Here is a 26,528-nt window from a genome sequence, read left to right on the forward strand (position 1 = left end):
GCTAGCTGCGCGATTCCAGCGCGATCCGCACAGCCAGGCCGGCCAGCACCGTGCCCATCAACCCGCGCTGAACCGCCGCCCAGCGCGGCCGTCCCGCGAGAAAACCCGCGATCGAACCGGCCGCGCACGCGATCAGCGCATTGACGCCGACGCTCACCGCGATCTGCACGCAGCCGAGCGCCAGCGATTGCGCGAGCACACTGCCGTGCCCCGGCACGATGAACTGCGGCAGCAACGACAGATACATCACCGCGATCTTCGGGTTCGCGAGGTTCGTGACGAAACCCATCGCGAACAGCCTCGCGCGGCTGTCGTGCGGCAACTGCCGGACCTGGAATGCGGAGCGCCCGCCCGGCTTCAGCGCCTGCCATGCCAGGTAGGCCAGATACAGCGCGCCGGCGAGGCGCAGCGCATCGTACGCATACGGCACGGTCATCAGCAGCGCGGTGATGCCCACTGCCGCACACACCATGTAGAAGACGAACCCCAGCGCGACACCGCCGAGCGAGACCAGCCCGGCGCGGCGGCCCTGGCAGATCGAGCGCGACACCAGATAGATCATGTTCGGTCCGGGCGTCAGCACCATGCCGAGCGACACGAGTCCGAACGCAAACAGGGTGGGCAAGGCCGGCATGGCACACTCCTTCAGGGCAATGACAACGAGGTCGGAACAATGTATTGCATCTCAACCATCGTCGGCATGAATAACTTGCAAGTGGCTAATGAAGACCATTCATCATGGCTACCGGTCGCTATTTGCCCTTTTTCGCGCGCGTCCGGATCGTCTTTTCCGCCTTCGCGCGTTGCGCATCGACAAGCCGCACGAATTCATCGGCAACCGCATTTCCTGCGATATTCCACGCCAGCCGCACGGAGCGATGCAGCCGTGGCGACAGCGCCAGCACGCGACCGCCGAACGGCGTGTATGTCAGCGTGATGCGCGGCACGATCGATACGCCCATGCCGGCCTCCGCCATCGACAGGATCGTGCGCATCTCGACGACGTTGAACGCGGCTCGAAGCGGCACGCCGCCGCGCGCGAAGTAATCCGCGATCACCGGCCCGCACCCCGCCTTCGAGAAAATGAACGGCGCAACGGCCAGTTGCCTGGCGGTGACGCTCTTGCGGCCCGCGAACAGGTCGTCCGCCGCGACCGCGACGAAATCCTCGTCGAGCAGCGGCAGGTTGTGCGCGAATGTCTTCGTGCCGGCCACCACGCCGACGTCGGCCGTCCCGTCGTCGATCCACCCTTCGACTTCGCTGTCCGTGCCTTCGAGCAGCACCGCCGATACGCCCGGGTGCATGTCCTTCAACGCCTCGAGCGCGGGAACGACGAACGCCAGCGACACGCTCGGCAGCGATGCGACCACCAGCTTCCCTTCGAGCTTGCCGCGCGACAGGCTGAACTGCTGGCGCAGCATCTGCGCTTCCCGCACCACGCTCCGGACATACGGCCACAGGCGTTCGCCTGCCGCGGTCAGGACGACCGGCTGCCGGTCGCGCCAGAGCAACTTGACCTGCGTGATGTCCTCCAGTTCCGTCAGCGCGTGGCTGATCGCGGATTGACTGCGGCTGAGCCGGTCTGCCGCGGCGGTCAGCGAGCCGAGTTCGACCACGGCGGCCAGGGCCTGCAACTGGGCAAGCGTCATCGGATTTCCTCGTTCGGAGATATGTACGCCGCGCATGAGGCGGCCAGTTCTGTTGAATTATATTGAACCGGTTCGACGGTCATGCATCGGGCGCGAGCAGGATCGCGCATGGGTTCTGAAAGCTGCGACGCGTAGTATTCGCAGACCCGGCGTATCGCGCCGACCGACAGCGCGGACGATACGCGACCGGCTTTGCCGCGCGTACGCCGATGTCGACGTCAGCGTCGCCATGTCTTCAGAGGCACGAAATGGAAACCTATGTGTTGCTGGGCTGCGGATTGGGCGTCGGCCTGTTGATCGCGATCTGGGGTATCTGGTCGCTCCGATGACGTGCACCGGCCCCGTCCGCGCGCAAGGACTCCGTATGGAGAAGGACGGGAAACCGTAGTGTCGGCGAACGGTTCCGGTTCGCTCGGTTCGCAGCCCGATCGAGTCCGCCATCGCCTGTCCCGCGGGCCGTCGGCCGCCTCTGCCGCCCAGCGCGTAATCGTCCGACGCCACGCCCTGCTCCATTCCCGAAGACGCGTTAGACTATTCGGATGGAACAATGCCGTTATTGCCAGAGAGTCCGCGATGAATGGGATTGCCACGGCGACGAATGCCGCCGCGCAATTGCCAAGGCGCTGCGCCGGCAGCGTGCGGGCCTGCCGATGGTGCCCGATCGCATTCGCAACGAGTTGCCGTCCGGCGCACCGACCCAGCAAGTGATCGCCGTCCTGTCGCGCCAGCGCCTGCGCGCGCGCCGCGGTAACGAGGAACGCCGCGAGCGCAAGGAAATCGACGACGACGGGGTCTGATCCAGCCGCGCTGTAGCCCTGCGGTTCCGCTGCAAGCTATTCGCCGTGGTTGGCCGGCGACGCGTGCCCCAACGCCGTACGCGATATCCTGCTCCATACTCTCCCGCGATTGCCCGCCATCCTCGCAATACAGCATGGGGACGGATCGCGTTTGCGCTGCATTATTACCCGTAACGCAACGATCTTTCCCTCAAAGTCACGTTTACCCTAGGTGAGCCGGCGCCTACGATGTAATCAACCGCTGACGACGTGGTGTCGAACGCGGAAAGCCAATAAACATCGGAGGTCATCATGAAATCGCTCGTTTCCGCAGTCGTTGCCGCCGTCGCCCTGTCCGCGTCGTTCGGCGCATTCGCACAAAGCACCGTGACCCGCGCCCAGGTGCGCAACGAACTGGTCCAGCTCGAAAACGCCGGCTACAAGCCCAGCCAGGCGAGCCCGCACTATCCGGCCGACATCCAGGCCGCGCAAGCCCGCGTGCACGGCATCGACAACAGCGGCTTCGGTTCGCAACCGGCCGCGACCGTCGAGGGCGGCGTACCGGCCGGCCGGACACACAGCCCGCGCGACTCGGTCTACTTCGGCCACTAAGCGTGCCGCCGCGCGCCTCGCGCGTGCAGCCCGCACCGGCGACGAGCCCGTCCCGCGACGGGCTCGTCGCGTTTTGCCCGGCCGTCAGCCGCCGCCGCCCGACGCGGCGCGGCCGGTCCCGTCGGGTGCGCCGCCGCGGACGAGGTCCTGATAGCGCACGCACACGCTCTGCGCGGACGCCTTCGCCGCATACATCGCCGCGTCGGCCTTGACGAGCAACTCTTCGGCCGATGCGCCGTCCGCAGGAAACTCGCTGACGCCGATGCTCGCGCCGACGGCCATGCGCCCTTCGTCGAACTCCAGCTCCTCGGCCATCACGATCTGGATGCGCGTTGCGACATCGCCGATCACCGCCGGCGACCGCACGTCCGAAATCAGCACGATGAATTCGTCGCCGCCGAGCCGTGCAGCCATGTCGTCGCCGCGCAGCACCCGGCTCAACCGCTTCGCGACCGCGACGAGCGTGCGATCGCCGGCCGAGTGTCCGTGCTGGTCGTTGATCTGCTTGAAGCGGTCGAGATCGACGAACATCACCGCCAGCCCCTCGCGCGCCGCGGCCGCATGCCGGATCGCCGCATCGAGATGCTCCATGAACAGCAGGCGGTTCGGCAGGCCGGTCAGTGGGTCGTGACCGGCGAGATGCGTGAGCTCCTGCTGCTTCGCGCGCAGCATCGCCATCTGCGTGCGTATCTCGACGCGCATGCTGTCGAAACAACGCGCGAGCACGCCGATCTCGTCGGCTCGCGCGACCGGCAGCCGTTCGGCGGCCGAATCGTCGAACACGTGCGTCGCCGCGCGCGCGAGCGCCTGCAACGGCCGCGTGATCGCACGCGCGAACAGGATCGCGAGAATCACCGCCAGCACGCTCGACACGAGCACCATCCTGACGATCCGCTCTCCCAGCATGCCGTCCGGCGCGAGGACGTCGGCCAGCGGGCGGGCCATCCCGAGCACGACGAAGCGGCTGCCCTCGTCGTGCCCGAACGGCGTGCGCACGAACGCGAACATCTGGCCCGGCGCCTGATCGGGCTGCGCGAGCCCATTGAACGTCACGTTCATGCGCCCGCTGTCGAACAGCGCGCGCGTGACGGCAAAACGGTCCTGCATCAGCACGCGCCGGCCGCGATCGAAACCGAACGTCTGTTCCGGATCGGGATGCACGAGAAAATCGCCCCACTCGTTCGCGAGATAGACCGCATAGTCGTCCGGCAGATCGCGTTCGATCCGGTCGAACACCCGGGAGAGTTCGACGTCGACGACGAGCGCGCCGACCGTCTGGCCCGACGCGTCGATCACCGGCGTCCCGACGCGCAGGATCGGCAGCCCTTGCGCCGCATGCGATCCCGTCTCGTGATTGATCACGATCGGCGACAGGTAGATATGGCCGGGCGCCGTCGCGAGCGTATCGAATACGTAGGAAAACTGCCCTTTCTCCTGAAACGCGCTTTCGGGCAGCACGACGATGCCGCGCGCATCGCGATCGACGTGAATGCGTTCGATCCCGAAATGCCCGCTTGCGATCAGGCGGATCTGCAGGTATTCCGCATGATTTCTCATGAAGCTGTAATACACCTGCTCGAGCCGCATGCGTCGCGCGTTGTCCGGATTTTCGCTACCCGCGACGGCCGCGGACGACGGCAACTGTGCGAGCACGAGCGCGTCGTCCGCAACGTCGGCGAGCGCGGTCGTGAAGCGCTGCCCGAGCAGTTGCGTCGACATCAGCAGACTGTGCTGCGCTTCCTGCACCAGCATCGCGCGGTTGGCGCGATACGCGTAGTAGCCGGTCGTGCCGGACGCGATCACGCCGATGCACGCGAACAGCACCGACAGCTTCGACGTGAGCCCGAGCCGGATCATTTTGCGAAGCGCTCCGGCCGATCGCCCGACACGATGCGGCTCCACAGCGACTCGCGGCGCGCGATGTCCTCCACGGGCTGAAGCCACACGAGATGCTGGTGCCCGGTATCCAGGCCGCGCGGCTCGAGCGTGTTCGCGAGCCCCTGACGCTCGGTCAGCAACGTGCCGATCGCCGGTTCGAGCATGTAGTTGATCCACGCGAATGCAAGCTCGGGCCGTCGCGTGCCGCGCGTGACGGCCCAGCAATCGAGCCACGCGAGCGCGCCTTCGTCCGGGATCACGTAGCCGACGTCCGCGCCGGCGCGACGCAACTGCTCGACCTGCTGCGTGCCGTAGTTGCCGAACATCAGCGCCGCGCGATGCTGGACGAACAGCGCGGTCGCTTCCTCGGGCAGCGTGTAGTACGTCAGCAGGTTGCGGCGCAGGTCGATCAGCTTGCGGGCCACGGCAAGCGTCTGCGCGGGCGACAGGCGGAACGGATCGGGATAGCCGAGCGCCAGCGCCGTGAACGAGAAATTGTGCTGCGCGCTGTTGAAGTCGAGCACCTTGCCGCGATAGCGCGGATTCCACAGCTCGCGCATCGAGCGCGGCGCGGCCGGCACCTGCTTGCGGTCGTAGATCAGCCCCATCGACGAATACGTGAACGGGATCGCGTAGGACGCGCCGCCCTGCACAAGGCCGCCGATCGTCGCGAGCTGCTGGAAATTCGGCAATTGCCGCCGCCGGTTCGGGATATGCGACAGGTCGATCGCCGCGAGCAGGTGTTCATGCGCATAGCGCTGGATCTCGGCCGTGTTCGCGGCCAGCACGTCGTACGGCGGCGGTGACGCGCTGTGCATCCGCGTCCACAGCGCCTCGTCGGAATCGACCAGCGTCACTTCGACGCGCACATGAAACTGCGTCTCGAATGCGCTGACGATATCGCTGTCCGCGTAACCGGGCCACGCCAGCACGCGCAGCACGTTGTCGTTGACGGCTTCGGGAGAGACGGCGAAGGCCGGCAGCGCGAGCGCGAGCCAGCCCAGCATCGATATGATGAACAGCGTGCGCACGGCGCCGCGGGCGCGCGCACATGCGCCGATTCCCCTGATCAATCGGACCCCGCGTGAATCGCCCGCCTGCATCCGACTGTCCTTTTTTGAGTCGATGCGATATCCCGCAACGAGACCATAAAACGCAGGGGCACGCAATCGGAACAAGCCGCACATCGCGGATATTCGCGGGCGTCGCGGCAAAACGCACCCCAATTACAGGGGCCTGCGTCGGGGGCACGCCGATACCCGCGCACGGCGCATCGCTCGGCGGGAACCGGAATTTCGCGGGCCATCTCGCGGGCATCTTCATCACGACCTTCACCGGCGTGATGCCGTCGATCACGACCGGCTCGTTCGTGGTACCGCTCGCCGTGGCCGGCGTGCCGTGCGTGCTCGTGGTCGGCAAGGCCGAGCCGTCGCGACCGCAGCAGCGCGGCGCCAGCGGCCAGATTGTCGAGCCGAACGCGCCCTGACGCATCGGGACGGGGCGGCTGACACTCCGCGGCTTTCCTTTTCGGGCCGCGCATCGGACAATGAGCGCCGCCCGTCGGCGCGGCGCCGCTTCGGCCCGCGTACGGCGACGACGCGCTCCGCCCACGCCGATGAAACGCTACGAAACCCTCGCCCACACGATCGCCGACGACATCCGCAACGGCAACCTCGCCGTCGGCACGCGCCTGCCGTCGCTGCGGCAAATCATCGCGCAACATGGCGTAAGCCAGTCGACGGTGTTTCGCGCGTATTACCTGCTCGAACAGTGGGGGCTGATCCGTGCGCGCGAACGCTCCGGCTACTACGTCGCGCCGGGCGCCCAGCCGGCCGCGAGCCCGGCGACGAAACGCCGTGCGAGCCGCGCCGGCGCCACGCGCAAGGTCGACATCAGCAGCCTCGTATTCTCCGTGCTCGATGCGGCCACGCAGCCCGGCATCGTGCCGCTCGGTTCCGCGTTCCCGGCGCCGCAGCTGTTTCCGCTGCCGCGCCTGGCGAAGTCGCTCGCACAGGCCACGCGGCTCGTGAGCCCGTGGAGCACGGTCGTCGACCTGCCGCCCGGCAACGAGGCGCTGCGCCAGCAGATCGCGCGGCGCTATCTCGCGACCGGCATTTCGCAGCCGATCGACGAAATCGTCGTCACGAACGGCGCGCTCGAAGCACTGAACCTGTGCCTGATGGCGGTGACGCGGCCCGGCGACGTCGTCGCCGTCGAAGCACCGGGATTCTATGCGGCGCTGCAGGCAATCGAGCGGCTCGACCTGCGCGCGGTCGAGATTCCCGTCGATCCGCGCACGGGCCTCGATCTCGATGCGCTCGCGAACGCACTCGACCGGCACGACATCCGCGCATGCTGGTTCATGACCAATTTCCAGAATCCGACCGGCGTTACGCTGACCGCCGAAAAAAAGCGTGCGCTCGTCGAATTGCTCGCGGCGCGCAACGTGCCGCTGATCGAGGACGACGTGTACGGCGAACTGCATTTCGGCCCGGACTATCCGCTGCCCGCGCGCGCGTTCGACCGTCACGGCCTCGTGATGCACTGCAGTTCGTTCTCGAAAACGCTCGCGCCCGGGTATCGGATCGGCTGGGCCGCCGCGGGCCGGTTCGCGGAGAAGGTGCAGCGGCTCAAGCTGATGACGACGCTGTCGGCCAGCATTCCCGCGCAGGCCGGCATCGCGAACTATCTAGAACACGGCGGCTACGACCGGCACCTGCGCAAGCTGCGCGGCGCGCTGCACACGCAGCTCGACCGGATGGACGACGCGCTGCGGCGCTGGCTGCCGGCCGGCGTCGAATGGGTGCGGCCCGACGGCGGGTATTTCCTGTGGCTCGCGTTCCCCGACGCGATCGACGCGATGGAGCTGCATCGCCAGGCGATCGCACGCGGCATCAGCTTCGCGCCGGGCCCGCTGTTTTCGGCCGCGCACGGCTTCGAGCGCTGCGTACGCGTGAACTTCGGCCATCCGTGGAGCCGCGACATCGAGCGCGCGATCCGCGTGCTCGGCGAACTGGTCGCGCAGCCGTCGGTCCGCAAGGCAGGCTGATCGCGCAACGCGCGCTGCGCCGGCCACGTCACGGCCATGCAGCCGATCCGTACGCGGGTTACATTGCAGGTCCCGCCGCCCTTCACGACGACTCATGAACCCACTGCCTTATCTCGATCACGACGCGCTGCTGAAACTGACCGCCGAAGCGGCGCACGTCACGCAGCCGTGCACGTGCACGAAGACCTCGCTCGCCGGCTGGACGACCCTGCCGCTGTCGCTGCCGGACGCCCAACTGATCGAAGTGGCCACGCTCATCCCGCCGGGCGAACCCGAGCCGACCTACGCGGAATATCATCCGGCCGGCACGCGCTACGCGTCGGACGACGCGCCGATCGCGCCGCGCCATTTCCCGTACAACCGCTGCACCGTCAGCCGCTGCCGCACGTGCGGCCGCCTGTTCCTGCGCTACCAGGAAGGCGGCGGCTACTTCATCGACCAGCGCATTCGCGCGCTCGATCCGGCGCTCGTCGTCGACGCATGACCTCGGCCACGGGCATGCGCGCATGCCCGGCCCGCGCCGGCGCCCCGCCGGCCATCTGCTGCGCCTTTTTCGTTTCGATCTGCTGCTTGTCCCGCCGCATCGCGTTCCCTACGCTGTCTTCCGTTGCCTGACATCCGTCGCAACGCCTTCCCGCGCCGCGCGCCGTTCGCCGTGGCGCCTCTCGCTATCACGTCATGTATCGATATACCGATTTCGACCGGGCGCTCGTGCACAGCCGCGCCGCCCAGTTCCGCGACCAGCTCGAACGCTGGCAGCAAGGCACGCTCGGCGAGGACGCGTTCAGGCCGCTGCGCCTGCAGAACGGCTGGTACGTGCAGCGCCACGCGCCGATGCTGCGCGTCGCGGTGCCGTACGGCGAGCTGTCGAGCGCGCAGCTTCGCATGCTCGCGCGGATCGCGCGCGACTACGACGTACCCGACGACGCCACCTACCGCGCCGCGTGCGACGCCCAGGCGTTGCTCGGCACGTTGCGCCTGCCGACCCGCAGCGCGCACTTCACGACGCGCACCAACGTGCAGTTCAACTGGATTCCGCTGGCGAAGGCGGCCGACGTGATGGACCTGCTCGCGACCGTCGACATGCACGGCATCCAGACGAGCGGCAATTGCATCCGCAACATTTCGTGCGACGAACGCGCGGGCGTCGCGCCGGACGAGATCGCCGATCCGCGCCCGTTCGCCGAAGTGATGCGCCAGTGGACGACGCTGCACCCCGAATTCGCGTTCCTGCCGCGCAAGTTCAAGATCGCGATCACGGGCGCGACCGAAGATCGCGCGGCGACCGACTGGCACGACGTCGGCCTGAAGCTCGTGCGCGACGACGCGGGCGCGCTCGGCTTTCGCGTGAGCGTGGGCGGCGGGATGGGCCGCACGCCGACGATCGCGACGCTGCTGCGCGCGTTCCTGCCGTGGCAGCACGTGATGAACTACATCGAGGCGATCGTCCGCGTGTACAACCGCTACGGGCGGCGCGACAACAAGTACAAGGCGCGGATCAAGTTCCTCGTGAAGACCGAAGGGCAACGCTACATCGACGACGTCGAGGAAGAGTTCCGCCAGATCGTCGTTCACGACGGCGGCCCGCACACGATCCCGCAGGCCGAATTCGATCGCGTCGCCGCGTCGTTCGTCCCGCCGCGGTTGAAGCCGCGCACGCTCGACCTCGCGGACGCGAACGCGCGCTTGTCCGCGCAGGCGAGCCGTCATCCGGCGTTCGCGCGCTGGCTCGCCCGCAATGTCGCCGATCATCGCGACCCGGCGCTGCGCATCGTCACGCTGTCGTTCAAGCGCCGCCTGCAGGCGCCCGGCGACGCGTCGCCGGACCAGCTCGACGCGCTCGCCGATCTCGCCGACCGCTTCTCGGCCGGCGAGGTGCGCGTCACGCACACGCAGAACGTCGTGCTGCCGTGGGTACACGTCGACGACCTGTTCCTGCTGTGGGAAAACGCTCGCGCAATCGGGCTCGCAAGCGCGAACGTCGGGCTGCTGACCGACATGATCGCGTGCCCGGGCGGCGATTTCTGCGCGCTCGCGAACGCCCGCTCGATTCCGGTTGCCGACGCGATCGCCGAGCGCTTCGACGATCTCGACCTGCTGCACGACATCGGCGACCTCGACCTGCACATCAGCGGCTGCATCAACTCGTGCGGCCATCATCACAGCGGCCATCTCGGCATTCTCGGCGTCGACAAGGATGGCGCGGAGTGGTACCAGGTCACGCTCGGCGGGTCGGACGGCTCGATCGCGAGCGGCCCCGCACGGCCGGGCAAGGTGATCGGCCCGTCGTTTTCGGCGGACGAGATCGTCGACGTCGTCGATGCGATCGTCAACGCGTATCTCGATGCGCGGATCGACGCGAACGGCCGCAGCGAACGATTCATCGACACGGTGCGCCGCGTCGGTACCGAACCGTTCAAGACCGCCGCGAACACCGCGCGTCATCAGGAAGAACCCGCATGAACCACGAAACCGCGAACGCAAGCGCGCGCATCCGCCTGTTGACGCCGGCCGAACATGCCGACGAAACCGAGCAGCACGGCGCGGCGACGCTGACGATCGGCAACGACGAGGAACTGCCGCCGCTCGCCGCGCGCATCGCGCACGCCGAGCGCATCGACCTGCAGTTTCCGTCGTTCACCGACGGCCGCGCATACAGCCAGGCCTACCTGCTGCGCAGGCGCTACGGCTTCGCCGGCGACCTGCGCGCGACCGGCGACGTCCTGGTCGACCAGTTGCTGCTGATGGAACGCACGGGATTTTCGAGCGCGGTGCTCGGCGACGACACCGATCTCGCGGCCGCACGGCGGCAGCTCGACCGGTTTCCGGGCTTCTATCAGCGCGATGCGAGAACGACCCTGCCGCCGCAGGACGCGGCAGCACAGCCCGGAAAATGAAACGGGCGGCTCGCTGGCCGCCCGTACGATGAACCCGGAAGCAAAATCGGCCCGCGCCCGCCGTCAAGCGGGCGCCGCCGGCATTCAGCGCGCCGCCGCCGGCTTGCCGAACCCGCCGAGGATCTTCTTCTCGAGCGCGATGTAATCGCGGCCGAAGTGGTGATCGCCCTGTGTCTTGATCACGTCGGCGCCCGTGTTCGCGAGCGCCGGGCACATCGTGTCCGTCTCTTCCGCGCCATAGAAGCACTGCACGAGCGCGGGCGGCACCTTCGCGATTTCCGGCGCGACCTTCAGCGCCTTGTCGCTCGCGGGCATGCCGAGCCAGCCCGTCACGCGAATCTGGAAATCGGCCGACGGCGCGAAGCCGAGCAGCGACATCACCGCGACCCTGTCGCGCAGGTCGGCCGGCAGCCGGTTGTACGCGAACGGCATCACGTCGGCGCCGAACGAGTAGCCGACCAGCGCCACGCGGTTCGCATGCCAGCGCGCCATGTAGGTGCGCATCACGCGGGCCAGATCGCGACTCACCTGCACGGGCGGCTTCTCGCTCCAGAAGTAACGCAGGGCGTCGATGCCGACCACCGACACGCCGTCGCGCTGCAGCGCCTCGGCGATCGTCTTGTCGAGATCGCGCCAGCCGCCGTCGCCCGAGATCACGATCGCGAGCCGGTCGCTGCCGCCCTTGGCCGGCAGCTCGACGAGCGGCAGATCCGACACGTCGAGCTCGTCGCTGCTGCTGGTGTCGCGCAGGTGCGACGTGACGAGCGACACGAGCTTCGCGGTATCGCCCGCGGCAGCCGTTTCGACGAAACCCGGCATCGCGCGGCGCACGATCGTCGAATCGGGCGGGCACGGCTTGAAGCGCGGATCGAGCTTCGCGGCCGGACCGACCGCGACAACGCCGGCGATCGTGTTCTCCGGCGCCATCGACAGGATCTGCTTCGCGATCGCGCCGCCCTGACCCACGCCCGCGACGATCGGCGTGAAATAGCGCGACGACTGCGCGAGCCGTTCGAGTTGATGGCTGACCGCCTCGGCGTCGCCGTCGAGGTGGTGGCAGGCCTCCTGCTTCGCGGCGAGATTCGCCGCGTAACGCCCAGAATCGACGCCGACCGTCATCGCGCCGGCTTTCGCGAGCGCGTCGGCCGCCTGCTGATCGGCGGCATGCCACCCGGCCTCGCGTGAGAACAGCACGACGAAACCGCGCAGCGGCCCGCTCGGCCTGGTCACGGTCACGGGCCCGTAGCGGCCGCCGGACACGGTTTCGGATTTCACTGCGGCCGGCTGCGCGGCGCACGCGGCGCCGGCCAGCATCATTCCCGCGCAGGCGGCTGCCGCCCGCGCGATTCCCTTCTTCAACATCATGAACGCCGACCTCCAGCCAGCAATGACAGATCCGCGAGCGTGACGAACACGCCGACCGAGCCCGAGGCCGCGAGATAACGCGGCTCCCAGTGCGGTTCGAACTTGCTCTTGAAAGCGCGCAAGCCGCGGAAGTTGTAGAAGCGGCCGCCGAAGCGCCAGACCATCAGCCCGAGCCGGTGGAACGGCGACGGCATCTTCGCCGCGCCCATCCCCGAGAACGGCGCGATGCCCAGGCTCAGCTTGCGGAACCCCGCTTCCTTCAGATGCAGCGCGAGCTGCGTAAACAAATACTCCATCGCGTACGGCGATGCGTCCGGCAGATGGCGCATCACGCCGACCGTCGCCTCGGTGTTGAGGTCGGTCGTCATGAACGTGACGAACGCGATCGGCTTGTCGGCCTGCCGGACCAGCATCACCGACTGCGTCGACAGATAGCCGTCGTGGAACGCGGCCACCGAGAAGCTCTTCTCGCGCGCATCGCGGCTGTCGAGCCAGCCGTCCGAGATGTCGCGCAGCGCCGGCAGCGCGGCCGGCACGTCGCCCGGCGCGATCACCTCGACCGTCAGCGCATCCTTGTCGCCGCGGCGCAGCGCGTAGCGCAGGTGCGACCGGTTCGAGCCCTTCAGGTCGAACTGGTCGAGCGCGATATGCGCTTCCTCGCCCAGCTTCATCAGCGTGAGCCCCGCGTCGAGATACAGCGGCAGCGCGTTCGCGCGCACCTGGTAGAACGCGGCGCGGCCGCTGTGCGCGTGCGCGAGCGCGATGAACTTGCTGATCAGCGCCGGCCACTCTTCACGCGGCCCGACCGGGTCGTGCAGCGCGGCCCACGTGCGGCCGTTCTTCGCGTACATCAGGAACGCGCGGCGCGATTCGGAAAACAGGAACGACTTGTCGCCCATCAGCGCGAGGCCCGCGTCGCTGCACTCCTGCGCGCGGATGATCTGCTCCGCGTCGATCAGGTCCTGCTCCGCGGGTTTCACGAAACGCCCGGGCGCCGGGCGCAGCAGTTGCCACAGCGCGAACAGCGCGACGAACACGCCGGACGCGAGCGTCGCGCGCAGCGCCCGCGGCGCGCGCGCATCGAACGAGAAATGCGACCACAGATCGCGCGTGTACGGCACGTCGCGGAACGCGAAGAACAGCACCCAAACGGCCAGCATCAGCACCATCGCCACCGACACGAACCAGCTGACGGTGAAGCGCTCGGCGAGCAGCGACGAATGACGGTTGAACCGGCGACGGCTGACGAGCAGCAGCACGAGCAGCGTGCCGAGCACGCCGGCCTCGACGAACGCGAGGCCCTTCGCCAGCGACAGCGCGAGGCTCGCGAGCGTCAACGCGAAGGTCATCCACCAGGCGCCGTCGAGCCGGCGCAGCAGCCCGCGCGCGACGAACAGCAGCGCGACGCCGAGCACGCTGCAGATCACCTGCGAGCCTTCGAGCACCCACAGCGGCACGATGTGGCGCAGGATCGCGATCCGGTGCCAGAACGCGGGCGTCGCGCTCGAGATCACCAGCATCCCGCCGACCGCGAACGTCACGAGGCTCAGGAACACCGGCGCGAGCTGCGACACGCGCACGGCCTGCCGCGTCACGAGCCGGCGCCGCAGCGCGCGGCCCTCGAAACCGGCCAGCAGGCCGGCCGACAGCACGAGCGGCACGCCGAAGTAGATCGCGCGATACGCGATCAGCGCGGCAACCATCGCGTGCGCGGGCACTTCGCGACCGAGCGTGAACACCATCGCCGCTTCGAACACGCCGATCCCGCCCGGCGTATGGCCGATCATCCCGAGCAGCAAGGCGGCCGCGTAAACGGTGAGGAAGGTCGGGAAACCGACGGGCGCCGCCGGCAGCAATACCCACAGCGTCAGGCCCGCGGCAGCGACGTCGAGCACCGCGTAGACGACCTGCGCGACGAGATCGCGCCGCGCCGGCACGTCGAACGACAGCCATTTGAAGCGCGTGACGACCGGGCGCGCCGTCTTGCCGCACAGCATGGCCAGCGCGGCAAGCGCGACGAGCAACGCGGCACCCGTCCACGTGAGCACGCCGGGCGCGACGTGCAGCATCGCGGCGAGCGCCTCCGGCACGCAGACCATGCCGACCGCCGTCATCAACACCATCGCGAGCGCCAGCGTGCCGCTCGTGAACACCGTCATCCGGCCGATCTGGGCGGGCGTGACACCCGACACGCCGTACACGCGGGCGCGCACGGCACCGCCCGTCAACGCACCGAAGCCCGTCGCGTTGCCGAGCGCGGAACCGGCGATCGCGCCAATCCACAGCGCGACGCGCGGCACCCTGGCCGCGACATAGCGCAGGCCGACCGCATCGCGGGCGACGAGCGCGAGATAGCTGAGGGCCGTCGCGGCGAGCGACGCGCCCCATTCGCCGGCGGACATGTGACGCAACTGGCGGATCACCGACCGGTAGTCGACGGATTCCGACAAATGCTGGAAAACCACGATCAGCAGCAGGCCGATGCCGAGCGCGAGCAGCGGCGACAGCACGCGTTCGTGGCGGATCAGCGCCCGGGCACGGGCGATCACCGCCTCGGCACGGCCGGGCGAACCAGGGTGGCGGAAAGACATAACGTGTTCAGTGGTGTTGCATAGCGTGTCGCGGCGCGGGTTGCCCGGGCGGCGACCTATCTGGTTGTTCTGCATGGGCGGCCGGCCGAAGACGGGCGGGTGGCGCCTGGATCAGAACTTACGAGTATACGGAACTTATATTACAAAATCTTTCACGTCGCCTTTGTGCCGATTTGTGGTTTCTCGCGCATCGAAACGCATAAAGAAACCGTGCACCCCACGAACGCGAGGTGCGCATCATACCGGCAACGGAGGTCGTTTTTTCATCGGATGAATGACTTGTGATGCATTTGGGTGGAATTTACCGCGCCGAGCCCGGCGGGCGAGGACGAAAACGCGAGGGCGCGGCGCGTTGCGGAATGGCGGCGGGCCGATTCGCTGCGCCCTCCGCGGCGCACCGCCGGTCCGGAAATACGCCGCTGCGCGTTACTTCGCCCGCTCATGCTCCCCCAACCCGATCGCCTTGTAGTCGTAAGTCGGATAGAACTCCGTCCGGTACGCGCCCCAGGCCGTATCCTCGAGCACGCGGTTGACCTCGCGCAGCCGCGACGCCGGCAGCCGCAGCACGACGATCTGCCCGATCCCCATCGCCACCGTCCAGCTCACCACCTCGACGCCCGGCGGCGGAAACGCCTTGTAGAACCCCTGCTTCGCGAGTTGCGCATTCAGCTCCGCAAGCGGGCGCGACTGGTCGTGCTTCAGGAACACGGTCAGCAGCACCGCGTTGTCGGGCGTCGCAGCGGCCGAACCTGCCGGCACCGTCGACGTCTGGCCGATGGCCGGCACGCTGGAAACCGCGGCGGCCGCCAACGCGGCGGCAATCACGAACGTTCGAATCGGAACATGCGGGAAAACGGTCATCACGCAACTCCATGGCTTCGTGGGAGGAGCCGCCATCATGCGCCGTCCGATCCATTGCTGCAGCGAGCGGCCGATGCGGTGACTCGGCGCCCGAGCGGCCGGCGTTCCCGCCCGGAGCGTTCGTGCGCGCCGAGCAGGCGCGCGCACGGGAGCGCCAGCAGTCAACGCGCCAACGAACCGGGCGGACAACCGTCCACCGCTCGCGCGATTCAATACACGTCGCGCATGTAGCGCCGTGCCTTCGAAAGCCGCGCGACGTAGTCGTTCGCGGCTTCGTTCGACATGCCGCCGTGCCGGGCGACGATCGCCTTCAGCGCCGTATCGACGTCCTTCGCCATCCGCGCGGCGTCGCCGCACACATAGAAGTGCGCGCCTTCCTCCAGCCATGCGAACAGCTCGGCGCCCTGCTCGCGCATCCGGTCCTGCACGTAGACCTTGTCGGCCTGGTCGCGCGAAAACGCGAGATCGAGCCGCGTCAGGAAGCCGCTGTCGCGCATCGCATTCAGTTCATCGCCGTAGTAGAAGTCGGTCTGCGCATGCTGCTCGCCGAAGAACAGCCAGTTGCGCCCGCGCGCGCCGCGCGCCTGCCGCTCGTGCAGGAAGCCGCGGAACGGCGCGACGCCGGTGCCCGGCCCGACCATCACGATCGGCACGTCGCCGTTCGCCGGCGGCCGGAAATGCGCGGACTTCTGCACGAACACGGGCACGCGGCCGTCGTCCGCGCGATCGGCGAGGAACGTCGACGCGACGCCTTTGCGCGCACGCCGGCCGTTGTGATAGCGCACGGCCGACACGGTCAGGTGAATCTCGCCCGCGTGCGCGCTCGGGCTCGACGCGATCGAATAGAGGCGCGGCTGCATGCGCTTGAGCATGCCGACCAGCTCCGCGCCCGACAGCTCGACCGGGTATTCGTGCAGCACGTCCGCCAGTTGTTGCCCCCACAACCATTGCTTGAGGTCGGCCTTGCGATCGTCGCCGAGCAGCGACTTCAGCGCGCCGTTCGCGCTGCGCGACGCGATGAAGGCCAGCGTGTCCGGATGCGGGCGCGTGATGTCGAAGTGGCGCGCGAGCGCGTCGCCGAGCCGGATCTCGCCGACGCCCGGCACCGACACGGGCGCATCGGCCTTCAGCGCGGTGACGGACAGCAGCTCGTCGACCAGTTCCGGGCAGTTGGTCGGCCACACGCCGAGCGCGTCGCCGGTTTCGTATTCGAGGTTCGCGCCGTGGGTCGACAGCGACACGTAGCGCGTGTCTTTCGCGGCGCCCGGCCGGTTCAGCCGCAGGTTGGCGACGAGCTTCGACGGCGCCGGATGCGCTTTCGTCGGCAGCAGCCCCGACGGGCTCATCCCGCCGGACGGCACCGCGTGCAGCGCGGCATCGGCCTCCTTGATCCGCGCGACCACGCGCTCGAGCCACTGATCGGCATCGTGCTGGAATTCGACGTCGCAATCGACGCGCGCACACAGGCGCGCCGCGCCGAGTTCCGCGAGCCGCGCGTCGAGCCGGCGGCCGTGGCCGCAGAACTGGTCGTAGTTGCGGTCGCCGAACGCGAGCACCGCGAAATGCACGCCGTCGAGGCGCGCGGCGCTGCCGGCCTGCAATGCGTCCCAGAACTCGCTGCCGTTGTCGGGCGCATCGCCGTCGCCGAACGTGCTCGTCATCAGCAGCACGTATTGCGCACCGGCCAGCGACGCGACCGGATAGTCGGACATGCACGCGGTGCGGATCTCGAAGCCCGCGTTCATCAGCTTGGTCGCGTAATCGTCGGTCAACGATTCGATGTTGCCGGTCTGCGACGCCCACAACAACGTGACCTTCGGGCGCGGGCGCACGATGCGTACGCCGCCGGCCGTGGCGGCGTCGGCCGGCAGCGCGGGCGCGGCACGCTCCGCGGCGTGCGCGGGCAGCGAGCGGCTGAACAGCCCCGCGAGCATGCCGTCGAGCCAGAACCGCACGGGCGGCGTCAACGGCGCGCCGGCCGGCAGCACGGGCACGCTGCCTTCGCGGCGGCCGGCGCTCGCCTTCAACCCGCTGACGAGGCCAGCCACGTACAGCCGCTCGGTGTCGGTCAGCGGCGGCGGCGCGAAATCGGCGACGCCGAGCGCGGCCGCGAAAGTGTCGATGTCTGCCATGTCGGATTCCTGTGAAGCTGCGGCCTGCACCTTCGCCGGCGCGGGGCGCGCGTCGTCGGCGCCTGCATCGGGTTGCTCGGTGTCGGCGGCGGCGTGCGTGAACGCATCGGCTTCGACGCGCGTCAGCGCGACCGCGCAGTATTTCAGTTCGGGTTGCTGCGATTCCGCGTCGATCGCGTCGTTCGTCACCGCGTTGATGCACAGGTCGTCGCCGTACACGTCGTTCCAGTGCATCGGCGCGAAGCAGTTGCCGCGCCGCACGCGGTCCGTCACGACGGCCGGCAGCACCGCGCGGCCGCGTGCCGAACGGATCTCGACGCTGTCCTTCGCGGCGATGCCGAGCGCGCCCGCATCGTCCGGGTGCAGTTCGACGAACGGGCGCGGGTTGAGCTTGTTCAGCATCGCGACCTTGCCCGTCTTCGTCATCGTGTGCCACTGATGCTGCAGCCGCCCGGTGTTCAGCACGATCGGAAACGTGTCGTCGGGCAGCTCGGCCGGATCGACGTGCGGCCGCGCGAAAAAGCGCGCCTTGCCCGACGGCGTCGGGAACGCGATGCGCGGCGCGTCGCTGCCGTCGGCTGCCGTGCGCAGCGGCTGGCTCACGCCGTCGTTCAGGTAGCGGATCGGGTGCCGCTCGCGCGCGGCGCCCGGCGCGACCGGCCACTGCACGGGCCCGTCGCGCAGCGCCGCGTGGCTCGCGCCGCGCAGGTCGTAGCCCGTCGCCGGATTCGAGAAGCGGACGATCTCGTCGAACACGTCGGCCGCCGACGCATAGTCGAACGCATCGCCGAAACCCATCGCGCGCGCGACTTCCGCGATGATGCGCCAGTCGGGCAGCGCGTCACCGGGCGGCGCGACCGCCGCGCGCATCAGCGTCATGTTGCGCTCGGAATTGATCATCACGCCGTCGCCCTCGGCCCACAGCGCGCCGGGCAGCAGGACGTCCGCGTAGCGGTTGGTCTCGGTGTCGAGGAACGCGTCCTGCGCGATCACGAGTTCCGCGGCTTGCAGCCCGGCGATCACGTTGCGCCGGTTCGGCACGGTCGCGACCGGGTTCGTGCAGACGATCCAGCACGCCTTGATGTCGCCCGCCGCCATCCGTTCGAACAGGTCGACCGTGCCGTTGCCGGTGTCCTTGCGCAGCGTGCCGGCCGGCACGCGCCACAGGTTCTCGACGAAGCGGCGGTCGTCGTCGGACGCCACCGAGCGCTGGCCCGGCAGCCCCGGCCCCATGTAGCCCATCTCGCGTCCGCCCATCGCGTTCGGCTGGCCGGTCAGCGAGAACGGCCCGCTGCCCGGGCGGCAGATCGCGCCGGTCGCGAGATGCAGGTTGCAGATCGCGTTGGTGTTCCACACGCCGTGCGTGCTCTGGTTGAGCCCCATCGTCCAGCAGCTCGTCCATTCCTGTGCGTCGCCGATCCACTGCGCGGCCGTGCGAATATCTACTTCGGCCAGCCCCGTGATTTCGGCGACGCGCTCCGGCGTGTAGTCGGCGAGGAACGCGGGCATCGCGTCCCAGCCTTCGGTGTACGTATCGATGAACGCGGTGTCGGTGCGCCCGTTCGCATGCAGCAGGTGCAAGAGCCCGTTCGTCAGCGCGAGATCGGTGCCCGGCCGGATCTGCAGGAACAGGTCGGCCTTGTCGGCGGTGCCGGTGCGGCGCGGATCGACGACGATCAGCTTCGCGCCGGCCTTCACGCGGTCCATCATCCGCAGGAACAGGATCGGGTGACAGTCGGCCATGTTCGCGCCGATCACGAAGAACAGGTTCGCGCGATCGAAATCCTGGTACGACCCGGGCGGGCCGTCCGCGCCGAGCGACTGCTTGTAGCCGGTGCTCGCGCTCGCCATGCACAGGCGCGAATTCGACTCGATGTTGTTGGTGCCGACGAAACCCTTCGCGAGCTTGTTGACGAGATATTGCGCCTCGATCGACATCTGCCCCGACACGTAGAACGACAGCGCATCGGGCCCGTGCGTATCGAGCACCGCGCGCAGCCGCCGCGCGGTCTTGGCGATCGCGTCGCGCGCCGGCAGCGGCACGAGGTCTTCCTCGCGGGCACGGCGCACGAACGCACGATCGAGCCGCCCCGAACGGCGCAGCGCGACGTGCGCGGACGAACCCTTCGTGCAGAGCCGCCCGAAGTTGGTCGGATGGTCGGCGTCGCCGGACACCTTGACGACTTCGCCATCCTCGACGTGCAGCACCATCCCGCAGCCGACGCCGCAGTACGGGCACACGCTCTTGACGGGGGTGGCGGTCATGCGTGCTCCGGGGCGCTCAGGCCGCGACCCACACGAAGCCGTCCTCGACCCGCGACGGATACGCGCTCACCGACTTCTCGGGCGCTTCCAGGCATTCGCCGGTGCGCAGGTCGAAGTGCTGCTTGTACAACGGCGATGCAACGACGACGCGCTCGCCGAGGCTGCCGATCAGCCCGCGCGACATCACGGCGGCCTGCGACACGGGATCGACGTTGTCGATCGCGAACACGCCGCCTTCTTCGGCGTGCGCGACGTGAAACACCGCGATCTGCTCGCCGTTGACGAGCGCACACACGCCGGTGTTCGGCACGATGTCGTCGAGCGGGCACACGCGGGTCCAGGACAGCGGAAGACGATCGTTCATGATGGGCTCCTTTAAAAGACGCGGGTATCGGTCCGGGTCAAACGGTTGCGGGTTCGGCGACGACCGGAATCGCCACGGGCTTGCCGCCCGTGCGCTCGGCGGGCGTCGCGGGCCGGATCTGGCCGCGCGTCTCGACGAACGCGATGGTCGTGTCCGGCGCGTCGCTGTTCACGAAATGCCGGAAGCGCTTGCGCGTTTCCGGATCGGTGACCGCCCGCTTCCATTCGCACTCGTAGGTGTCGACCACGTGCTGCATGTCGGCTTCGAGCTCGGCCCCAATCCCGAGCTTGTCGTGCACGACGACGTCGATCAGGTAGTCGAGGCCGCCTTCGAGGTTGTCGCGCCACACGCTGGTGCGTTGCAGCCGGTCGGCCGTGCGCACGTAGAACATCAGGAAGCGGTCGATGGTGCGGATCAGCGTGTCGCGATCAAGGTCGGACGCGAGCAGTTCCGCGTGGCGCGGCTTCATCCCGCCGTTGCCGCACACGTACAGGTTCCAGCCCTTCTCGGTCGCGATGACGCCGACGTCCTTGCCCTGCGCTTCCGCGCACTCGCGGGTGCAGCCGGACACGCCGAACTTGATCTTGTGCGGCGCGCGCAGCCCCTTGTAGCGATTTTCCAGGTCGATCGCGAGACCGACGGAATCGTCGACGCCGTAGCGACACCACGTCGACCCGACGCACGACTTCACGGTGCGCAGCGCCTTGCCGTATGCGTGCCCCGATTCGAAGCCGGCCGCGATCAGTTCCTCCCAGATCGACGGCAGTTGCTCGACGCGCGCGCCGAACAGGTCGACGCGCTGGCCGCCGGTGATCTTCGTGTACAGGCCGTATTTTTTCGCGACCTGGCCGACCGCGATCAGCCCTTCCGGCGTGACTTCGCCGCCCGGCATGCGCGGCACGACCGAATACGTGCCGTCGCGCTGGATGTTCGCGAGGTAGTAGTCGTTCGAATCCTGCAGGCCCGCGTGCTCCTTCTTCAGCACGAATTCGTTGAAGCACGACGCGAGGATGCCCGCGACGGCCGGCTTGCACACGTCGCAGCCGAGCCCGCGGCCGTGCTTGTGCAGCAGTGCGTCGAACGTCGTGATGCGCTCGACGCGGATCAGGTGGAACAGCTCCTGGCGCGAATGCGGGAAGTGCTCGCACAGATGGTTGTTGACCGCGAGGCCCTGCTTCTTCATCTCGGCCTTCATGATCTGCGTGACGAGCGGCACGCAGCCGCCGCACGACGTGCCGGCGCCCGTGCACGTCTTCAGCGCGCCCAGGCTCGTCGCGCCGTCGGCCACGGCCGCGCAGATCCGCGACTTCGACACGTTGTTGCACGAGCAGATCTGCGCGCCGTCCGGCAGCGCGTCGACGCCGATCGCCGGCTTCGCCGCGCCGTCCGACGACGGCAGGATCAGGAATTCCGGCGACTCGGGCAGCTCGATGCGGTTCAGCATCATCTGCAACAGCGTGCCGTATTCGGCCGCATCGCCGACCATCACCGCGCCGTGCAGGAACTTGCCGCAGTCGGACACCACCAGCTTCTTGTAGACCTGGCGGCGCTCGTCCGCGTACTGGTAGGTGCGGCTGCCGGCCGTCGTGCCGTGCGCGTCGCCGATGCTCGCGACGTCGACGCCCATCAGCTTCAGCTTGGTGCTCATGTCGGCGCCGGCGAACGCGGCGTCCGCCGCTTCGTCCGCGTCGCCCGCGAGCTGCTTCGCGACCACGCGCGCCATCTCGTAGCCGGGCGCGACGAGGCCGTACACCATGCCGTTCCAGGCCGCGCATTCGCCGATCGCGTAGATGTCGGCGTCGCTCGTGCGGCACGCGTCGTCGATCGCGACGCCGCCGCGCGGGCCGATCTCGAGCCCGCACGCGCGGGCCAGTTCGTCCCGGGGCCGGATGCCGGCCGAGAAGACGATCATGTCGGCGTCGAGATGCGAGCCGTCGGCGAACGCCATCCGGTGCGCGCCTTCGTCGCCGTCGACGATCTCGAGCGTGTTCTTGCCGGTATGCACGGTCACGCCGAGCGCCTCGATCTTCGCGCGCAGCATCCGGCCGCCGCCGTCGTCGACCTGCACGGCCATCAGGCGCGGCGCGAATTCGACCACGTGCGTGTCGAGCCCCATGTCGCGCAGCGCCTTCGCGCATTCGAGGCCGAGCAGCCCGCCGCCGATCACGACGCCGCGCTTCGCGTGCGCGCCGCACGCCTGCATCGCTTCGAGATCCTCGATCGTCCGGTACACGAAGCAGCCGGCGCGGTCGCGGCCCGGCACCGGCGGCACGAACGGGCGCGAGCCGGTCGCGAGCACCAGCTTGTCGTACGCGAGTATTTCGCCCGACGCGAGCGTGACCGTACGCGCGGCGCGGTCGATCGATGCGACCGGCGCGTTCAGTCGCAGGTCGAATCGCGGATGACGCTCGAAGAAGCCGGGTTCGACGAGCGACAGGTCGTCCGCCGACTTGCCGGCGAAGAATTCCGACAGATGCACGCGATCGTAGGCCGGGCGCGGCTCCTCGCCGAGCACCGTGACCTGCAGCGCGCCCGCCGCACCGGCTTGCGCCGCGACGCATTCGAGGAGCTTGTGGCCGACCATGCCGTGGCCGATGACGATGAGTTTCATGATGACGGTTCCTTCGGTCGATCAGTTCGCGGCGCCGGCGGCGGCCAGCGCGCGATCGCGCAGCTCGGCTTCGCGCGCCTTGTGTTCTTCGCTGAAGCGCACGGCCATCGCGCACAACGCGGTTGCGGTCACGGCAAGGCCGAGCAGGCTCAGCGTGTGCTGCACGTCGCCGACACCCTTCAGCAGGAAAGCCGCGGCGACCGCGCCGACGTTGCCGCCCGCGCCGACGATCCCCGCGACGCCGCCGAGCGCCTTCCGGTCGATGAACGGCACCAGCGCATACGTCGCGCCGCACGCCATGTGCGTGAAGAGGCCGAAGGTCAGCATCGCGACGAGGGCGATGCCGACGCCTTGCGCATGCGAGAACCAGATCAGCCCGAGCCCTTCGCCGATGATCAGCGCGCACAGCAGCGTCGCGCGCACGTCGAGGCTGCGCCGCGCGGCGATCTTGTCGGACAGCCAGCCGCCGAGCGCGCGGGCGAACAGCGCGAGCAGCCCGAACATCCCGACCGCGAAACCGGCGTCCTTCAGCGACAGCTTGAAGTGATCGACGTAGTACAGCGCGGCGATGTTGTGGATGAACACCTCGACGCCGAAGCACGCGCCGTACGTGACGAACAGCATCCACACGCGGTAGTTGCCGCAGGCCGCGAAGAAGCTCGCCCAGCCACCCTTCTTGCCACTGTCGACCGTCACGCCCTGCCTGCGCAGCACGACGAAATCGCCTTGCGGGCAGTCCTGCGTGAAGCGCCAGTACGCCCACGCCATCACGAGCATCGCCACGCCCGGCACGACCAGCGCGATGCGCCACGACGAATCCTCGCCGAAGCCGAGCATCAGGCCCGCGGCGACGAGCAGCGGCATCAGCGCCTGCGTCGCGCCCGCGCCGGCATTGCCCCAGCCGGCCGTCGTCGCGTTCGCGGTGCCGACCACGTTCGGCGCGAACATCACCGACGTGTGGTACTGCGTGATCACGAAGCCCGCGCCGATCGCGCCGATGCCGAGCCGGCAGATCAGGAACCACAGGTAATCGTGCGTGAACGACACGGCGAACACGGGGATCGCGCCGAGCAGCAGCAGCCCGGCATACACGCGGCGTGGGCCGAAGCGGTCGCACAGCGGGCCGACCAGCAGCCGCACGGCGATCGTCGCGGCCACCGCGGCGATGTTGATGTTCGCGACTTGCGCCGCCGTGAGATGGAATTCGCGCGCGATCAGCGGCATCAGCGGCGCGCACGCGAACCACGCGAAGAAGCATACGAAGAACGCCATCCACGTCAGATGGAACGCGCGCATCGGCGCGGTGCGGAGGCTGAAGAGATCGATACGGGTAGCTTTGTCGGTCATGTCGTCCGCCCAAACGAAAAACGGCGTCCTGCGCACCCGGTCTCGTCGAGACCCGATGCGTAGGACGCCGTTGCCCATGAAGCCCGTTGCCGGGCGCTTCGGTATTCGGTACTGCGGACGGATCGCCATTGACCCGTCCGAACGAGCTAACGCAAGCGACGTGCCATGTCGGCGTCAATCACGCCGCGAGCCCCACCGCACAAGGCGCATCGGGCATCGGGCGCGTCACCGCGATGCGCGGCGCGCTCTCCGTCGCGATGCATCGAGGCACAGATGTGGTGCGCTGCAGCACTGTCGCCGTGCGACATCGCGGTGCGCACGGGCGGCGCGCGATGCACGCCGACGCGGCATGGCGAGTGCTCGCGCATGGCGAGCACATGCACGCTCGCGGCCGTCGCACGGTGCGCCGCGCGACGGCCGCATCGTTGCGCCGCTTGGCCCGGATATTGCTGAACGTTTCATTACACCGGCAACGGCGCCGGTGGGCAGTCTCCGAACCTTGCCCGCCCTTCACGGCGGGCCCGACAGGACAACGGCGTCCCCCCGTGCGCGGCACGGCCGGATGCCCGTGCGTCTCGACCGCCCGCCGCCGCCGCGCAGCAACGCGACATCAGACCGCCGCAGCAATGCGATGCGGCACAGGAACACGACATGACGACAGGTAAAGTCACGCTGCTGGGCGCCGGCCCCGGCGACCCCGATCTCCTTACGCTGAAGGCGGTCAAGGCACTGGCCGCCGCCGACGTGCTGCTGCTCGACGATCTCGTCGCGCCCGGCATCGTCGAACTCGCGCCGCAGGCGCGCGTGATCCGCGTCGGCAAGCGCGGCGGCTGCCGCTCCACGCCGCAGGCGTTCATCGAGAAGCTGATGCGCCGCTACGCGCTGCGCGGCGCGCACGTGGTGCGCGTGAAAGGCGGCGACGCGCTGCTGTTCGGGCGCGCCGGCGAAGAACTCGCGACGCTGCGCGCGGCCGCGATTCCGGTCGAGATCGTCAACGGCATCTCGTCGGGATTCGCCGCCGCCGCGAGCCTCGGCATCTCGCTCACGCACCGCGAGCACTGCCAGGGCGTCACGTTCGTCACCGCGCACCGCCAGGACCATGGCGAACCCGACTGGGCACGGCTTGCGGCGACCGGCACCACGCTCGCGATCTACATGGGGATGAGCCGCGTCGAGCGCATCGCGGCGGGCCTGCTCGCCGCGCTCCCCGCGTCGACGCCGTCGGCGGCCGTGCAATGGGCCGGCACGCCCGACGAGCGCCGCTGGACCGGCACGCTCGGCACGCTCGCGCGCGGCATCGAAGCCGCGCGGCTCGGCAGTCCGGCCGTGATCCTCATCGGCGGCGCGATCGGCGAAGCGGCCGCGCAGGACGCGGACGCAACGACCGACGCGACGCTGGCGCGGGCCGCCTGACATGCGCGGCATCGCGCGGCTTCAGCCGCTCTCCGTCTCCGTCCGCCCCGGCCGCGCGCGCGGCCTGCATGCATCGTGCTCCGGTTGCACCGATACGTCCCTGCCCCGCTTGCCCGCCTCATGAGTTCGTCCGCCCCCGTCCGCCTGCGCGTGCTGCTCGTCACCGATACCGACAAGCCGATCGGCGAGCTCGGCGACGCGCTCGCGCGCCTCGGCTACGAGATGCTGAACGACGTCGCGACGCCCGCGCGCCTGCCGGCGGCCGTCGAGGAGCAACGCCCCGACGTCGTGATCATCGATACCGATTCGCCGTCGCGCGACACGCTCGAGCAGCTCGCGGTCATGCATGCGACCGCACCTCGCCCCGTGCTGATGTTCAGCCACGACGCCGACCAGGAACTGATCCGCGCGGCGGTCGGCGCGGGCGTCAGCGCGTATCTCGTCGAAGGGTTGTCGGCCGAGCGCCTCGCGCCGATTCTCGAAGTTGCGCTCGCGCGCTTCTCGCACGACGATGCGCTGCGTCGCCGGCTGGCCGACGTCGAGCGCGAACTCGAGGAACGCAAGCTGATCGATCGCGCCAAACGCGTGCTGATGGACCAGCGCAAGCTGTCCGAACACGACGCCTATGCGGCGCTGCGCAAGCGCGCGATGGATCAGGGCCTGCGCATCGTCGACATCGCGCGACAATTGCTCGACGCGTCACCCCAGTCATGAGTGC

General features: G+C 68.8%; 20 protein-coding genes. 9 read left to right on the forward strand and 11 right to left on the reverse strand.

The features are described from left to right. Position 1: 1 nt before the first annotated feature. Complete coding sequence (locus A9Z05_RS09785) at positions 2-634, reverse strand: LysE family translocator (RefSeq protein ID WP_069617904.1); 633 nt, start codon at positions 632-634, stop codon at positions 2-4. Between the two features lie 118 nt (positions 635-752). Further along, positions 753-1,649 (reverse strand): LysR family transcriptional regulator, encoded by an 897-nt coding sequence (locus tag A9Z05_RS09790; protein ID WP_069617905.1) that lies wholly within the window; start codon positions 1,647-1,649, stop codon positions 753-755. A gap of 539 nt (positions 1,650-2,188) precedes the next feature. Here A9Z05_RS09790 and A9Z05_RS09795 point away from each other — a divergent pair. Both A9Z05_RS09795 and A9Z05_RS09800 read left to right on the forward strand, forming a co-directional pair. Beyond that, complete coding sequence (locus A9Z05_RS09795) at positions 2,189-2,446, forward strand: hypothetical protein (RefSeq protein WP_069617906.1); 258 nt, start codon at positions 2,189-2,191, stop codon at positions 2,444-2,446. A gap of 291 nt (positions 2,447-2,737) precedes the next feature. Then, positions 2,738-3,037, forward strand: coding sequence for a DUF4148 domain-containing protein (locus A9Z05_RS09800; RefSeq protein ID WP_069617907.1), 300 nt, complete (start codon positions 2,738-2,740; stop codon positions 3,035-3,037). An 84-nt stretch (positions 3,038-3,121) separates the two neighbouring features. On the opposite strand, the gene A9Z05_RS09805 is transcribed toward A9Z05_RS09800, so the two are convergent. After that, the gene (locus tag A9Z05_RS09805; RefSeq protein WP_069617908.1) at positions 3,122-4,894 is read right to left on the reverse strand and encodes a GGDEF domain-containing protein; all 1,773 of its coding nucleotides are present in this window, start codon (positions 4,892-4,894) and stop codon (positions 3,122-3,124) included. Next, complete coding sequence (locus tag A9Z05_RS09810) at positions 4,891-6,018, reverse strand: PotD/PotF family extracellular solute-binding protein (RefSeq protein ID WP_069617909.1); 1,128 nt, start codon at positions 6,016-6,018, stop codon at positions 4,891-4,893. The genes A9Z05_RS09805 and A9Z05_RS09810 overlap by 4 nt, the downstream gene beginning before the upstream one ends. Here A9Z05_RS09810 and A9Z05_RS38405 point away from each other — a divergent pair. The 5 genes from A9Z05_RS38405 to A9Z05_RS09830 all read left to right on the forward strand — a co-directional run bounded on the left by A9Z05_RS38405 (position 6,000) and on the right by A9Z05_RS09830 (position 10,861). Beyond that, positions 6,000-6,401 (forward strand): hypothetical protein, encoded by a 402-nt coding sequence (locus tag A9Z05_RS38405; RefSeq protein ID WP_371090831.1) that lies wholly within the window; start codon positions 6,000-6,002, stop codon positions 6,399-6,401. The two genes, A9Z05_RS09810 and A9Z05_RS38405, sit on opposite strands and share 19 nt — an antisense overlap. 129 nt (positions 6,402-6,530) lie before the next feature. Then, positions 6,531-7,964, forward strand: coding sequence for a PLP-dependent aminotransferase family protein (locus A9Z05_RS09815; protein WP_069617910.1), 1,434 nt, complete (start codon positions 6,531-6,533; stop codon positions 7,962-7,964). Positions 7,965-8,058: 94 nt separating this feature from the next. Next, positions 8,059-8,448, forward strand: a complete 390-nt coding sequence (locus A9Z05_RS09820) for a hypothetical protein (protein WP_069617911.1) — start codon at positions 8,059-8,061, stop codon at positions 8,446-8,448. A 194-nt stretch (positions 8,449-8,642) separates the two neighbouring features. Beyond that, positions 8,643-10,427 carry a nitrite/sulfite reductase gene (locus A9Z05_RS09825; RefSeq protein ID WP_069617912.1) on the forward strand — a complete coding sequence of 595 codons (1,785 nt, stop codon included), beginning with the start codon at positions 8,643-8,645 and terminating at the stop codon, positions 10,425-10,427. Then, complete coding sequence (locus A9Z05_RS09830; protein WP_069617913.1) at positions 10,424-10,861, forward strand: DUF934 domain-containing protein; 438 nt, start codon at positions 10,424-10,426, stop codon at positions 10,859-10,861. Before A9Z05_RS09825 ends, A9Z05_RS09830 begins: the two co-directional genes overlap by 4 nt. A gap of 84 nt (positions 10,862-10,945) precedes the next feature. Here A9Z05_RS09830 and A9Z05_RS09835 read toward each other — a convergent pair whose 3' ends face one another. From A9Z05_RS09835 to A9Z05_RS09865, 7 genes are all read right to left on the reverse strand, one after another. After that, the gene (locus A9Z05_RS09835) at positions 10,946-12,226 is read right to left on the reverse strand and encodes a virulence factor family protein (RefSeq protein WP_069617914.1); all 1,281 of its coding nucleotides are present in this window, start codon (positions 12,224-12,226) and stop codon (positions 10,946-10,948) included. Next, positions 12,223-14,817, reverse strand: a complete 2,595-nt coding sequence (mprF, locus tag A9Z05_RS09840) for a bifunctional lysylphosphatidylglycerol flippase/synthetase MprF (protein WP_069617915.1) — start codon at positions 14,815-14,817, stop codon at positions 12,223-12,225. Before mprF ends, A9Z05_RS09835 begins: the two co-directional genes overlap by 4 nt. Positions 14,818-15,243: 426 nt before the next feature. Next, positions 15,244-15,678, reverse strand: coding sequence for a hypothetical protein (locus A9Z05_RS09845; RefSeq protein WP_069617916.1), 435 nt, complete (start codon positions 15,676-15,678; stop codon positions 15,244-15,246). Positions 15,679-15,887: 209 nt separating this feature from the next. Continuing rightward, positions 15,888-20,075, reverse strand: coding sequence for a bifunctional nitrate reductase/sulfite reductase flavoprotein subunit alpha (locus A9Z05_RS09850; RefSeq protein ID WP_069617917.1), 4,188 nt, complete (start codon positions 20,073-20,075; stop codon positions 15,888-15,890). Between the two features lie 16 nt (positions 20,076-20,091). Continuing rightward, positions 20,092-20,439: a nitrite reductase small subunit NirD gene (gene nirD / locus A9Z05_RS09855; RefSeq protein ID WP_069617918.1), complete on the reverse strand. Its 348-nt coding sequence runs from the start codon at positions 20,437-20,439 to the stop codon at positions 20,092-20,094. A 37-nt stretch (positions 20,440-20,476) separates the two neighbouring features. Then, positions 20,477-23,050, reverse strand: coding sequence for a nitrite reductase large subunit NirB (gene nirB / locus A9Z05_RS09860; protein ID WP_069617919.1), 2,574 nt, complete (start codon positions 23,048-23,050; stop codon positions 20,477-20,479). Between the two features lie 21 nt (positions 23,051-23,071). After that, positions 23,072-24,397 carry an MFS transporter gene (locus A9Z05_RS09865; protein ID WP_069617920.1) on the reverse strand — a complete coding sequence of 442 codons (1,326 nt, stop codon included), beginning with the start codon at positions 24,395-24,397 and terminating at the stop codon, positions 23,072-23,074. Positions 24,398-25,048: 651 nt separating this feature from the next. Between A9Z05_RS09865 and cobA the strand changes: the two genes are divergently transcribed. Further along, on the forward strand, positions 25,049-25,810 hold the full coding sequence (cobA, locus tag A9Z05_RS09870; RefSeq protein ID WP_069617921.1) for a uroporphyrinogen-III C-methyltransferase: 762 nt from the start codon (positions 25,049-25,051) through the stop codon (positions 25,808-25,810). 120 nt (positions 25,811-25,930) lie between these two features. Next, positions 25,931-26,524, forward strand: a complete 594-nt coding sequence (locus A9Z05_RS09875) for an ANTAR domain-containing response regulator (RefSeq protein ID WP_069617922.1) — start codon at positions 25,931-25,933, stop codon at positions 26,522-26,524. Positions 26,525-26,528: the final 4 nt, after the last annotated feature.

The organism is Burkholderia sp. A2, assembly GCF_001729305.1.
GTDB classification, from domain to species: Bacteria; Pseudomonadota; Gammaproteobacteria; order Burkholderiales; family Burkholderiaceae; genus Burkholderia; species Burkholderia sola.